General features: G+C 64.4%; 12 protein-coding genes. 6 read left to right on the plus strand and 6 right to left on the minus strand.

The annotated features are described in order from the left end of the window. Positions 1 to 67: 67 nt before the first annotated feature. The 5 genes from V6767_RS03005 to V6767_RS03025 all read left to right on the plus strand — a co-directional run bounded on the left by V6767_RS03005 (position 68) and on the right by V6767_RS03025 (position 4,785). Positions 68 to 1,366, plus strand: a complete 1,299-nt coding sequence (locus V6767_RS03005) for a TetR/AcrR family transcriptional regulator (protein WP_448472061.1) — start codon at positions 68 to 70, stop codon at positions 1,364 to 1,366. 95 nt (positions 1,367 to 1,461) lie between these two features. Further along, positions 1,462 to 2,379, plus strand: coding sequence for an SDR family NAD(P)-dependent oxidoreductase (locus V6767_RS03010; RefSeq protein WP_448472062.1), 918 nt, complete (start codon positions 1,462 to 1,464; stop codon positions 2,377 to 2,379). Next, positions 2,380 to 3,552 carry an acetyl-CoA C-acyltransferase gene (locus tag V6767_RS03015; RefSeq protein ID WP_448472063.1) on the plus strand — a complete coding sequence of 391 codons (1,173 nt, stop codon included), beginning with the start codon at positions 2,380 to 2,382 and terminating at the stop codon, positions 3,550 to 3,552. Continuing rightward, positions 3,552 to 4,013, plus strand: coding sequence for a MaoC family dehydratase (locus V6767_RS03020; protein ID WP_448472064.1), 462 nt, complete (start codon positions 3,552 to 3,554; stop codon positions 4,011 to 4,013). Before V6767_RS03015 ends, V6767_RS03020 begins: the two co-directional genes overlap by 1 nt. Positions 4,014 to 4,032: 19 nt before the next feature. Next, on the plus strand, positions 4,033 to 4,785 hold the full coding sequence (locus V6767_RS03025; protein WP_448472065.1) for an SDR family NAD(P)-dependent oxidoreductase: 753 nt from the start codon (positions 4,033 to 4,035) through the stop codon (positions 4,783 to 4,785). A 43-nt stretch (positions 4,786 to 4,828) separates the two neighbouring features. On the opposite strand, the gene V6767_RS03030 is transcribed toward V6767_RS03025, so the two are convergent. Continuing rightward, positions 4,829 to 5,470 (minus strand): TetR/AcrR family transcriptional regulator, encoded by a 642-nt coding sequence (locus V6767_RS03030; protein ID WP_448472066.1) that lies wholly within the window; start codon positions 5,468 to 5,470, stop codon positions 4,829 to 4,831. A 166-nt stretch (positions 5,471 to 5,636) separates the two neighbouring features. On the opposite strand from V6767_RS03030, the gene V6767_RS03035 reads away from it, so the two are divergent. Next, a complete protein-coding gene (locus V6767_RS03035) occupies positions 5,637 to 8,132 on the plus strand; it encodes a beta-glucosidase H (protein WP_448472067.1) in 2,496 nt (831 codons plus the stop codon). Positions 8,133 to 8,214: 82 nt separating this feature from the next. Here the strand turns inward: V6767_RS03035 and V6767_RS03040 are convergent, their stop codons facing one another. Genes V6767_RS03040 through V6767_RS03060 form a run of 5 tightly spaced genes read right to left on the minus strand, consistent with a single transcriptional unit; the run spans position 8,215 to position 13,414 of the window. Then, positions 8,215 to 9,660: a carboxylesterase/lipase family protein gene (locus V6767_RS03040; RefSeq protein ID WP_448472068.1), complete on the minus strand. Its 1,446-nt coding sequence runs from the start codon at positions 9,658 to 9,660 to the stop codon at positions 8,215 to 8,217. Further along, positions 9,657 to 10,595, minus strand: coding sequence for an ABC transporter ATP-binding protein (locus V6767_RS03045; protein ID WP_448472069.1), 939 nt, complete (start codon positions 10,593 to 10,595; stop codon positions 9,657 to 9,659). The genes V6767_RS03040 and V6767_RS03045 overlap by 4 nt, the downstream gene beginning before the upstream one ends. Continuing rightward, positions 10,592 to 11,572, minus strand: a complete 981-nt coding sequence (locus V6767_RS03050; RefSeq protein ID WP_448472070.1) for an ABC transporter ATP-binding protein — start codon at positions 11,570 to 11,572, stop codon at positions 10,592 to 10,594. The genes V6767_RS03045 and V6767_RS03050 overlap by 4 nt, the downstream gene beginning before the upstream one ends. Next, on the minus strand, positions 11,569 to 12,513 hold the full coding sequence (locus tag V6767_RS03055) for an ABC transporter permease (protein WP_448472071.1): 945 nt from the start codon (positions 12,511 to 12,513) through the stop codon (positions 11,569 to 11,571). The genes V6767_RS03050 and V6767_RS03055 overlap by 4 nt, the downstream gene beginning before the upstream one ends. Before the next feature lies 1 nt (position 12,514). After that, on the minus strand, positions 12,515 to 13,414 hold the full coding sequence (locus V6767_RS03060) for an ABC transporter permease (protein WP_448472072.1): 900 nt from the start codon (positions 13,412 to 13,414) through the stop codon (positions 12,515 to 12,517). Position 13,415: the final 1 nt, after the last annotated feature.

A 13,415-nucleotide genomic window follows, 5' to 3' on the forward strand; every position in this document is an offset into this window, starting at 1 on the left:
TTCAGAACGGTTCATCCGCGCGGCATCTGTGTGTATATAGCCTCTATTGCTGTGCGCGGGGATTCGAATGGACCGGGACTTGCCGAACTTGGAGGTGCGCGGAAAAACCGCCCGGCAAGCGCGCTCCGTCGAAACGAAACGCAGAATCGTCCGCGCGGCGATCGACATTATCGCCGAGCGCGATCTTGCCGATCTCACGCACCGTCTGGTGGCCGAGCGGGCCGAGGTGGGGCTTGCGGCCACAACCTATTACTACAAGACCAAGGACGACATCGTCGCGGATGTCTCCAACACCCTGCTGAACGATTATGTGTCGGCATTCGAGAACTATGCTCATCGCTACCGGCCCGCACCCCGCTCCACCATGGGTCTTCGTCAGCTGGTCTGCCGGCTGCTGTGCAATGCGGTCAGCAAAAACCGTGCCGCTGCCCTGTGCTGGATGGAGCTTTTGCTGGAATCCGTCCGGCATCCGGAAGATCAGGCGTTCCGGCGGTTGTGGGCAGGCCGGCTGGAAGACGTCTGGGCGGAGATCGTGACCTTGCACGACGGCGCAGACGCCGGGATATCGGCGCGCACCGTCATCGACCAGATCATCGGACTCCAGATCGTCGTCCTCGCCCTGGGGGTGGACGCGCAATCAATCGAGCGTGTCCTTTTGCATGGCGAGGATCCGCTTGTGGCATGGTCGCCTTCTGAAGCTGGTCATGACCCGGAGAGCCAAAGGCGGGCCGCCAGGCTGACCCCGAAAGCGCGCGCCACGCGTCAGCGCATTCTGGACGCCACGGTCAATATCCTGATCAGGCAGGGCGCCGGCGCCGTCAGCTACAAACGCGTCGCAAGAGAGGCCGGCCTGACGCCGGCGGCGCCGGCCTACTATTTCTCAAAGCCGTCCGAACTGCTGCGCGAGGCCCAGAATGCACTGTTCGAGAAGTCGAAAGAGCGCTACCGGACAGTGATGACAGGCGTCGACTTCAAGGCGCTCGATCTTCCGCGTCTGGTGGACCTGACAGCGGCGGTGTTTTTGCGAGAAGTGACCGAATTCGGTCGTTACAACCTCGCCAGCTACGGCATCTGGCTCAAGGCCGCGCGTGAGCCCGAACTGCGCGTCAGAGTGTGGGAGGCAATACGCGATCAGGGGCAGGCCTGGACGCGCATCTTCTCCATCATGCAGGTCGAGCAAACGTCTCCGGCTGCGTTCATGGCGCAATTTCTGTTTATCGGCAAACATATCCGTATCACCTGCATGGGAACGGCGACATCGGATCTGGCGCATGTCAGCCAGGAGTTCCGTCGCGATCTGACCGCTCTCGTCGAGGGGCGTCACTGGAGTCTTCCAGAAAACAGTACAAATAAACAAAAAATTTGACACTCCCCCGAGCGACGGGTATCTGTGATCCATCGTGAATATCCCTCGGCCACCATCCGCGTGGCCCATATTCGGATTTCTGGAGGAGGTGGCAGATGGCAATTGACTTGACCGGCAAGGTGGCAATCGTGACCGGCGCGGGCGGCGGTCTCGGGCGGGAGCACGCGCTGTTGCTGGCGCGGCGCGGCGCAAGCGTCGTCGTCAATGATTTCGGCGGCGCGGTCGATGGCTCGGGCGGCTCGACCGAGGCCGCGACAAGGGTTGTCGAGGAAATTACGGCCGCGGGCGGCGCGGCGGTGGCCAATGGCGCCGATGTCACCGATTTCGGCCAGGTGCAGGCGATGGTCGCCGATGCCGAGGCGCGTTGGGGCCAGGTCGACATTCTGGTGGCGAATGCGGGGATCCTCCGGGACAAGACCTTTGCCAAGATGGACCTCGCCGACTTCCGGCTGGTGCTGGACGTGCATCTGATGGGATCCGTCAATTGCGTGAAGGCCGTCTGGGACGGCATGCGCAGCCGCGGTTTCGGCCGCATCGTGCTGACCACGTCCTCAACCGGTCTCTACGGCAATTTCGGTCAGGCCAATTACGGCGCGGCCAAGCTCGCGCTGGTCGGTCTGATGAACACACTGGCGCTCGAAGGCGCGAAATACGACGTCAAGGTCAATTGCCTGGCCCCGACGGCCGGAACGCGCATGCTCGAAGGCCTGATGCCGGATGATGTGCTGGCCGCGCTCGATCCTGCCAGGGTCAGTCCCGCGGTGCTGGCGCTCGTGGCCAATGAAGCCCCGACGAAGACCATTCTGTGCGCCGGTGCCGGAAGTTTTGAGACGGCCCGGATCACCCTGTCCAAGGGGCGCTATCTTGGCAGCGGCGATGATGTGGCCGAGCAGATCCTCGCCAGACTGGAAGAGCTTGGCGATGCCGACGAAATGCTGGTGCCCGAAAACGGATCGGCCCAGGGCGCGCTCGAATTGGAAAATGCCGGTTTTTCGGCAGGGCAGGGGGCCTGAATGCGCGACGCGGTTATCGTTTCCACGGCGCGCACGCCGATCGGCAAGGCCTATCGTGGCGCTTTCAACAATCTGCCGGCACCCAGCCTCGCCGCGCACGCCATCAAGGCGGCAGTGGAGCGCGCTCAAGTCGACGCCGGCGAGATTGACGATTGCATTATCGGCTCGGCTCTGCCGCAGGGCTATCAGCACACGATCGGCCGCACCGCTGCGCTGAGGGCCGGATTGCCCGTCACGGTGCCCGGCATGACGATCGACCGGCAGTGCTCTTCCGGCCTGATGGCAATCGCCACGGCGGCAAAGCAGGTGATTATCGACCGCATGGATGTCGTTCTCGCCGGCGGCGTCGAATCCATTTCCACGGTGCAGACCGAACACCAGCGGGTCGATATGGATGCCGAGCTCGTCGCCATGCACGACGACACCTTCATGCCGATGATCGATACCGCCGAGATCGTGACCAAGCGTTACGGGATTGGCCGCGCGGCGCAGGACGCCTACGCGCTGCAATCCCAACAACGGACGGCTACAGCACAGGCGGCGGGCCGCTACGACGCCGAAATCATCCCGGTGACAGCGGTGATGAATGTCGTCGACAAGGCGACCGGCGCGGTGTCGCAGCGCCAGGTGACGTTGACAAAGGATGAAGGCAACCGGCCGGAGACCACCGCCGAGGGCCTGGCGGGGCTGAAGACCGTGCGCGACAACGGCGTCATCACGGCGGGCAATGCCAGCCAGCTTTCCGATGGCGCCTCGGCCGCTATCGTCATGGAGGCCGGTCTTGCCGAACGGCGCGGTCTTTCGCCGCTCGGGCGCTATGTGGGCATGGCGGTCGCGGGCACGAAGCCGGATGAAATGGGCATCGGCCCGGTCTTCGCCGTGCCCAAACTGCTCGAACGCTTTGATCTCAAGGTCGACGATATCGGCCTTTGGGAGCTCAACGAGGCGTTTGCCGTTCAGGTGCTTTATTGCCGCGACACGCTCGGCATTCCCGATGATCGTCTCAATGTCGATGGCGGCGCGATTTCCATCGGCCACCCTTATGGCATGTCGGGCGCGCGCATGGTCGGCCATGCCCTGATCGAGGGCAAACGTCGCGGCGTCAGATATGTCGTCGTCACCATGTGCGTCGGCGGCGGCATGGGCGCGGCCGGGCTGTTCGAGGTTCTTTGATGGCGCATGGATCGATCAGTCTGGACGCGCTGCGGTCCAGAATCGGCCGCGAGATCGGGTATTCCGACTGGCGGGAGGTCACGCAAGACCGCATCGATCGGTTCGCGGAGGCGACCGACGACCATCAGTTTATCCACGTCGACCCGGATCGCGCCCGCAAATCGCCGTTTGGCGGGACGATCGCGCATGGTTTTCTGTCGCTCTCCCTGCTCTCGGCCCTTTTCGACGATGCCGTCGGAACCATCGAGGGGGTCTCGATGTCGGTGAATTACGGCTTCAACGCGGTGCGCATGGTCTCGCCGGTCAAGGCCGGCTCAAGAATAAGAGGCCGCTTTGTTCTCAAGGACCTTGTCGCGCGAAAGCCGGGCCAGTGGCAACTGACGCTCGACGTCGCCGTCGATATCGAACACGAGGACAAACCGGCACTGGTCTGCGAATGGCTGATTTTGGTTGTCGTCTGAGGCTGGCCGGGGGGACGGAATGTTTGAGGATCTGAAACACAAAACAGTCTTGATAACGGGCGCATCGAGCGGCCTTGGCGCGGGCTTCGCAGAAATATTCGCGCGGCATGGGGCAAGGCTCGCGCTGGCCGCCCGGCGCGTGGAAAAGCTCGAGGCTCTGAAGCGCAAGCTCATTGAAGGCGGCGCCGATGTTCAGGTCGTCGAGCTCGATGTCACGGACGAGAACGCCGTCGAGGCCGCGGTCAACGCCGTCGCGCCCGGCATCGATATTCTGGTGAACAACGCCGGCGTGGCGACCTTCGGCAGATCACTTGAAATCTCCGCCAGCGACTGGGACAAGACGCTTGATACCAATCTGCGCGGTCTGTTTCTGGTCGCCCAGGCCGTCGCGCGCCGCATGGAACGGGAAGGGACCGGCGGGTCGATCGTGAATATCTCATCGATTACCGCGCTTCGGGCCTCGCGCGGCCTGGCCGCCTACTCGGCGTCGAAGGCTGGCGCCTCGCACCTCACCAAATGTCTGGCGCTCGACTGGGCCGCTCACGGCATTCGCGTCAACGCGCTTTGTCCGGGCTATGTCGAGACGGAGATGAATGCGGGCTTCTTTGAGACGCCCGAAGGCCTCGCCTTGATCGCAAGGACGCCGATGAAGAAGATCGGCAGGATTTCCGACCTCGAAGGCCCGCTGCTCCTGCTTGCCTCCGACGCGGGCCGCCACATCACCGGTATCGACCTGCCGGTCGACGGCGGTCATCTGGTGTCTTCGCTGTAGACGCACTCGACCGAGAACCGGCCCGTGGTGGCCGCAACCGCCTTTACCGGCCGTGCTGGCGCACCAGGCGGTCGAGATAGGTCTCGAAAATGCCGGCCATGTCGAGCGTTTCACCGGAGCGCAGCCATTGCTCCTGCAGGCCGTCCATCATGGCGATGATCTCGAAAGCGAGTTTGTCGACATCGGCTGCCGGATCGAACGAGCCTTCGGCCTGGCCGGATCTGAGCGCTTCGGCGATCATGGCGTGCGTCTTTGTCGACCGTTCCGCAAACCAGCTTGCTGCCGGGTGATCCGCCGACAGGCTTTCCACCGAGAGAAGCGCGAAGGCGCGGATCACGCCCGGGATCGTCTCGTTATACCGGACGATATCCGCAAGCGAGCCAAGGAAAGCCCGCCAGCCGGCGTCCTCATTCGGCAACATGTCGGCGGTGATCGCATCCCGCTGTTCCAGAACCGCCAGCAGCAGATCGGTCTTGCTTGGAAAATAATGCAGCAGGCCGGGAAGCGTCAGTCCCACTTCCGCGGCGACGGTGGCAATGGCCGCATTCTGGTAGCCCGACCGGCTGAACACCCGAACGGCCGCCTTCACGATTTCCGCGCGCCGCTGCCGGCCCTTTCCATAGGGACCGCGCGCACGGCTCTCCGTCTTTTGAGGGGCTGGTTGCATCGGGTCTTTCGTAGGCATGCGCTGGCGTCTCCATTCGGCTTCCAGAATACATGAAACGCGCCCGATTTAAAAACCTAGTAATTGGTAGCTTTTTGTGATTTCGTGTCGCGACAGTGCTCGACGCCGAACCGATCAGGCGGTTGTCGGTCAAGAACGAGCATGCCGGAAATCAAGGGAGGCGAGTATGAACAGCGATCAGACTGGCGGCGCGGCCATCAATATCGACCAGCTTCTGGACGAATTGACGCTGGAGGAGCAGGTATCGCTGATGGCGGGCGCGGATTTCTGGACCACCGTCCCGATCCCGCGCCTCGGCATCCCGGCCGTGAAGGTTTCAGATGGCCCGAATGGCGCGCGCGGCGCTGGAGGCCTGACCAATGGAACGCCGGCCGCCGCCTTTCCCTGCGCCATTTCGCTTGGCGCAAGCTGGAACAGCGACGCGGCTTATGAAATGGGGGCGACGCTGGCTGCCGAGGCGCGCTCGAAAGGAGCGCGGGTGCTGCTGGCGCCGACGGTCAACATGCATCGTTCGGGGCTGAACGGGCGCAATTTCGAGTGCTATTCGGAAGACCCGTTTCTGACCTCCATGCTCGCGGTCGCCTATATCAAGGGCCTGCAGGACAATGGCGTCGCGGCGACGATCAAGCATTTCGTCGCCAATGATTCCGAAATCGACCGGCAGACGATCTCGTCCGATGTCGATGAGCGGACGCTGCGCGAAATCTACCTGCCGCCATTCGAGGCCGCGGTGAAAAAGGCGGGCGTCTGGGCCGTGATGACCGGCTATAACCGTCTCAACGGCGTCCATATGGACAGCCACAAATGGGCGCTGCAGGACGTGATGCGCGGTGAGTTCGGCTATGACGGCATCTTCATGTCGGACTGGTTCGGCACGAACTCGGTCGCGGACTCTGTGAATGCCGGACATGATCTCGAAATGCCGGGGCCGACGCGCTATCGCGGCGCCAAGCTTTTGGAAGCCGTAAAGGCCGGCGCGGTCGCCCCGGAAACGATCCGCGCCGCCACGCGCCGCCTGCTCGTCCTGTTCGACCGTGTCGGCGCTTTCGACAGCAACGGACCCGAGCCGGAAAGATCGCGGGATGCGCCCGAGACCCGCGCGCTGATCCGCCGCCTTGGCGCGGAGGGCGCGGTGCTCTTGAAGAACGAAGGCAATCTGCTGCCGCTGGACAAGAGCGTGTCGATTGCGGCCCTCGGCCCCAATGCGGCCGTGGCGCGGCTGATGGGCGGCGGATCGGCGCAGATCAACGCGCCCTATCGGGTTACGCCGGTCGAAGGACTGAAGACCGCCTTCGGCGACAATCGTGTTTCCCATGCCAAGGGCTGCACAAACAGCCGGCTGACGCAGGCCTTGCAGGGCGATATCGAACTCCGCTATTTCCATGGCCGCCGCCTTGAAGGCGCGCCCGTCCACACCGAGACCCAGGATACGCTCGACTGCTTCTGGTTCGACCTGCCCGTCCCGGAGCTGGACCCGAACGACTTTTCCGTGCGCGCGGTTGCCAGCTTCACCGCAGAGGAAAGCGGGACGTTTCGCGCCGGGATGACCAATGCCGGTCTTGCGCGCGCCTATCTCGATGGCGAACTGCTGGTCGACGGCGAGAGCGACTGGAAGCCGGGTCAGAACTTCTTCGGGACCGCCAATGACGAAAGGCTGGCTGAGGTCGAGCTTCAGGCCGGAACCACCTATCAGCTCGTGATTGAATACCGCTCTCCGGAAACCGCCGAGCGCGGCATCACCGTTCGCGCGCTCCGGTTCGGGATCGAGAAGACGATGGGGCAGCGGGAAATCGACGATGCCGTCCGACTTGCGGGCGAGCAGGACATGGCGGTGCTGTTCGTCGGCCGCCAGGAGGAATGGGACAGCGAAGGGTACGATCTGCCGGACATGGCCTTGCCCGGCCGGCAGAATGCGCTGATCGAGGCCGTTGCCGCCGTCAACCCGAACACGGTCGTGGTTCTGCAGACCGGCGGGCCGGTGGAGATGCCCTGGCTCGACAAGGTGAAGTCGGTCGTCCAGTTCTGGTATCCGGGCCAGGAGGTCGGCAATGCGATTGCCGATGTGCTGAGCGGCGCCGCCTGTCCCGGCGGAAGGCTGCCGCAAACCTTCCCCAAGCGCATGAAGGACAATTCAGCCTGGAGCGACGACGCGCTCACCTATCCCGGCAAGGACGGGCATGTGCGCTACGATGAAGGCGTTTTCGTCGGCTATCGCCATCACGACAGCCATGATGTGCCGCCGCTCTTTCCCTTCGGTTTCGGCCTCGGATACACGCAGATGGGCTGGGGCGAGGCAAGCGCCGACACCGGCATCATGACGGAGACAGGCATCGCGGTCACCGTGCCGCTAGAGAATGCCGGATCGATGGATGGGGTCGAGGTTGTGCAGCTCTATGTGCATCCGGAGACGATGGTGGAAGACGTGCCCGTCGCCCGCCCGGAAAAGGAACTGCGCGCCTTCGCGCGTCTCGCGCTCAAACCGGGCGAGAGCGGGGAGGCCCGTCTGCAGATCACGCCGCGCGATCTCGCCTATTTCGATGTCGAACGCCAGAGCTGGATCGCGCCCGCCGGCCGCTACGCGCTTCTCGTGGCCGCCAATGCCGGCGATGTCCGGCAGCGTCTGGTGATTGAGCTCCCGTCCGAATGGTCGGAACCGGCCTGACTGATGGCCAGCATGCGTGCGCCGCCACACGCAAGAGAATGTGTGGCGGGCCTCCTTGGCGGCGGTTCGGTGGTTCGGTGGTTCAGTCGCCGTATGGGCTGTCCCATGATTTGCGGAAAGCCTCCGCGCCGAAACATGGCCATCCCGGATCGCCGTTGCGCGCATAGCTGAAAAGGGCGCGAGACATGGCGCGGGCGAGAGCGGGGGCATCCTCGTCCCCACGAACAAGCGGGAAACGGTCGATGCTATCGAAAGCAAAGGGTTCGTCGAAGCCGTGGGCGGCGCCGAGGCGGGCGTTTTCGCCGGGCGGGGACCAGCGAAATTCGTAGCCATAGCCGGTTCCGCCGGTGGCGCGGTGGGCGGCGAGCATGGCGAGCGCCGGATCGCGGTAGATGGTGCGCGACAGGAAGACTTCCTCGTATGCGCTAAAGCCTCTACCCGGCTGTTCCTTTTCCAGCGCGGCGAGCCTCGCGTCTGCGTCGTCGGGAAAGAACAGCCGGATGGTGCGCAGCACGCCGGCGCGATCCTTGACCTCCGGCATCACGCCCATGGCATACCACATCCGCGCCTCGTCGCGGGTCCAGCCGGCAACGATGCCGTAATCCTTGAAGCGGCCCGTGGCGAGGCCGTCCATCGGGTGGCGAGCGAGACTCGCGCCATCGAGCACGATGCCGAATGTCCGCCCGCCCGGCGCGTTTCGCTCGCCGAGATGGGTGGCCAACACCGCGCCCTGCAGGCGCAGTATATCGTCGAAGCCGATCGCCCCAAGGGCGGCTTCGTCGCCCGGCGCAATGCCGGCCCGGTCGAGGAAATCGGCGGCCATGTCGGTGGCGGTGTTCGCGTCGATGATCCGGCTCGCCGGTCCGCTCATCACCCAGACGCGGCGAAACAGTTCGGCTACGCCATCGACGCCGAACAGCGCCGAAATGGTGAACGCTCCCGACGACATGCCGGCCAGCGTGACATTGTCCGGATCGCCGCCAAAGGTCGCGATGTTGTCGCGCACCCATTCAAGAGCCGCGATGAAATCCAGCATGCCGCGATTGGCGGCCGCGTAATCCGGGCCGAAGGCTTTGGCGAGATGCAGGAAGCCCGGCGCGCCGACCCGCATATTGGGGCGCACCAGAACGACATCGCCGCGGGCGACGAAGCCGGGCTCGTCATGAAAGGTCCCCTGCCCTGACCCCGTCTGGAATCCGCCACCGAAGGCGTGGACGATCACCGGCCGCTTTGCCCCGTCGACCGCCGGCGTCCAGATATTAAGGTTGAGACAATCCTCGCCGGTTTCAAAACCCGCGCCGCGCGGCGCCCAGGCGGGCGGATCACTGCGCTGCTGCGGCGGAGCGAAGCCGGGTTTTCGTGCATCGATATCGCCCTCGTTTTCGATGCGTTGCGGCAGGCGGAATCGCAAGGGCCCAAGCGGCGGCGCGGCATAACGGATATTCATGAACCGCGCCGTTTTCCCGTCTGAAAGCCCGTGATAGGTCGCTTTTCGGCTCTTTGCGGCAATCTCCTCAAAAGCGCTCATGCCGCCCTCTCTTCCAGAAGATGACAGGCCGCGCGCTGCCCGCCGCCGGTTTCGTGCATCGCCGGCGCTTCACGGGCGCAGCGGTCGAAGGCGAGCGGACAGCGCGTGCGAAAGGCGCAGCCCGAGGGAATGGCATGCGCGCTCGGAATCTCGCCGGAAAGCCGCGCACGCCGTTCCTGGCCCTTGCCGGGCACGGAATCGAGCAGCGCCTTCGTATAGGGATGCGCCGGTGCGCTGTAAATGCGAGCGCTCGGGCCCTGTTCCACGATCTCGCCGAGATACATCACCGCGATCTCGTCGCACATGAAGCGCACCACCCTCAGATCGTGGGAGATGAACAGCATGGTGGTGTTGTGGCGGTCCTGAAGATCGCGCATCAGGTTCAGCACCTGCGCCTGAACAGAAACGTCGAGCGCGGATACCGGCTCGTCGGCGACGATCAGCTCGGGATTGGTGGCAAGCGCGCGGGCGATCGCGATACGCTGGCGCTGCCCCCCGGAAAACTCGTGCGGAAACCGGTCAAGGGCGGCCTGTGGCAGGCTCACCTCGTCCAGCAGGCGGGCTGCAGTGCGCACGCGTTCAGCCGGCGTGCCGACGCCGTGGACGAGCTGCGGCTCAACCAGCGTCTCGCGCACCGACATGCGCGGATTGAGCGAGCCAAACGGATCCTGGAAGATCATCTGCATATGCCGTCGTTCGGCGCGCAGCGCGGCCGCGCCGAGTTTCGACAGGTCGCGCCCGCGAAAGCGGATTTCGCCGGCCGTCGGCTCGATCAGCCGGAGCACCAGCCGGGCGGTGGTCGACTTGCCGGAGCCGGATTCGCCGACAAGGCCGAAGGTGCTGCCCCTGGGGATGGCAAGGTCAACGCCGCGCACAGCCTGAACCGCGCTGAAACTTTTCGAAAGGCCGGTGACGTTCAGGAGAGGTTCGCTCATGCCTGTTCCTCCATCGGATGCCAGCACCGGGCTTCGGTCTGTCGTTTGGGTTCAAGCAAGGGCCGATCGCGACAGGCCGCGTCGGCGCGCGCGCAGCGCGGCGCGAAGCGACAGCCTTTCGGCCACTGGCCGACCGGCGGCACACTGCCGGGAATGGGCGTCAGCCGGTCGCGGAGATCGTCATCGGCGGGCACGGCGGCGAGCAGGCCGCTGGTATAGGGATGCTCGGGCCGGCGGACAATGTCGGCCGCCCTGCCCCGCTCGGCAACATCGCCGGCATACATCACCACCGCCCGGTCGCAGAAATCGCCCACCACTTCGAGGTCGTGGGTGATGAACAGCATGCCGAGCGAAAGCTCGCGGCGCATGTCGTCGAGCAGGTCCAGCACCTGCGCCTGGATGGTGACGTCGAGCGCCGTCGTCGGCTCGTCGGCGATTACCAGCGAGGGCCCGCAGGAAATCGCCAGTGCGATCATCACCCGCTGGCGCATGCCGCCGGAAAGCTGGTGGACATAGCCCTTCAGGATTTCGCGCGGGCGGGGAATGCCGACGCGGTCCAGCAGTTCGGCGGCACGGTCGGTCGCGGCCGCACGGCCAAGGCCGAGATTGTGCCGGATGGAATCCGTCATCTGCCTTCCGATGGTGAGCGTCGGATGCAGCGCCGTCATCGGCTCCTGGAAGATAAAGCCCATATGCCGGCCGCAGAGCGCGCGGCGCTTCTTCGGCGGCAGGTCGGAAATTACCTTTCCGTTGAGCGTGATCCGGCCGCTGATCACGGCATTGTCGGGCGCGATCCCCATGACCGCGCTGGCGGTGACCGATTTGCCGCAGCCGGATTCGCCGACCAGCGCCACCGCCTCGCCCTGACGGACATTGAAGGAAACGTCCGTGATGATCGGCAGCAGGCCGTTCGAGGTGCGGAAGGACAGGTTGAGGCCCTCGACATCGAGGACGACGGGTGGTGTTGTCTCGGTCATTGGTAGCGTATCCGCGGGTCGAGCCAGGCATAGACGATGTCGATCGCCAGGTTGAGGACGGCGAGCACCAGCGAGATCGTCAGCACGCCGCCTTCGACCAGCGGATAGTCGCGCCGGCCCACGGCCTCCACCAGCATCCGCCCGAGGCCGGGCAGCGCGAAGATGATCTCGATCGCCACCGCGCCGCCGAGCATGTAACCCGCCGAAAGCCCGGCAACGGTCACCACCGGGATCGAGGCCGTGCGCATCGCATACTGGCCGATGACCTTGCTTTCCGGCAGGCCCTGGGCGCGGGCGGTGGTGATGTAGGGCTCGTTCAGAACGTCAAGCATGGAGGAGCGCATCATCCGGGTCATCAACGCCGACTGGCGGATGCCGAGCGCCAACGCCGGCAGGAAGATGGTCGAGGCAAAGGCGATCAGCCCGGCCGACGGCGGATTGTAGCCCGCGACCGGAAACCAGCGCAACGTGACCGCAAAGACGAAGATCAACAGCAGAGCGAACCAGAACTCCGGCAGCGAGATGCCGAGCACGGCGGAGGTGACCACGGCGCGATCGACCGGCCTGTTGCGCTTCATCGCCGACAGCGTGCCAAGCGTGACGCCGAACATGATGGCCAGTACCAGACCGACCGCGGCAAGCTGGATGGTCACGGCGGCATAGGGCGGGATCACCTCCATCACCGGTTTGCGGAAGAAGATGGAATCGCCGAGATTGAGCGTCAGGATATCCTTCAGCCAGATAAAGAACTGGGTCCAGATCGGCTGGTCGAGCCCGAGCTCGGCCCTCAGCGCCGCGATCTGTTCGGGCGTCGCCTGATCGCCGAGCATCATGCCTGCCGGATCGCCCGGCGACAGCCGGAGTAGAAGAAAGACGAGGATCAACGGCACGAAGATCGTCGGCAGGATCATCAGGAAGCGTTTTGCCAGATATCGCAGCATGTCAGCGCCTCCGTGCCAGACGTGGGTCGAGAATATCGCGCAGACTGTCGCCAAGAAGATTGAGCGCGAGGATCGTCAGCATCAGCGCCAGCCCGGGAAACACCACGATCCATGGCGCAGCGGCAATATAGTTGCGGGCCTCCGTCAGCGCGTTGCCCCAACTCAACTCGCGCGGGCCGATACCGACGCCGATGAAGCTGAGCGCCGCCTCGCCGAGCACGGCGGCGGAGAAGATGAAGGACGCCTGCACCAGGATCGGCGAACTGACGGCCGGCAGGATATAGCGGGTGAACAGCCGCAATGTGGGAACGCCCACGGCCCGCGCCGCCTCTATCATCTGTAATTCGCGCACCACCAGAACCTGCCCCCTGACCACTCGCAGCGATGGCGCGATCAGCACGATCGACAGCGAGATAATGACGGTGCGGCTCGATGGCCCGAGGATCGCCGCGGCCGCCGTTGCCAGCACGATGCCCGGAAACGCCATCAGCCCGTCGACAAAGCGCATGAGCACCATGTCGACCTTGTGATAGAAGCCGGAGATTGCGCCGAATATCACCGCGATGCTCATCGAGATCGCGGTGACGATCAGGCCCACGAGGAGCGAGGTCCGCCCCCCGTAAAGCACCATCTTGAACATGTCGCGACCGAGATTGTCTGTACCGAAGGGATGGGCGAAACCCGGCGGCTGGAACCGGTCCACCGGATTGATGCGCATCGGATTGCCGGGCGCGATCACAGGCGCGAGGATGGCGCTGAGGCTGATCAACACCAGAAGCGCGATCGAGATCACCGCTGTCGGGTTGGTTGCCAGTCTCAGCCACACGCTCCTGTTGGCGCTGGCGAACGTTTCACGCTCGCCAATGCCCGGCCCGTTGGTATCGGTCTCGGTCACGCTCATC

This window comes from Martelella sp. FLE1502, from assembly GCF_053484255.1.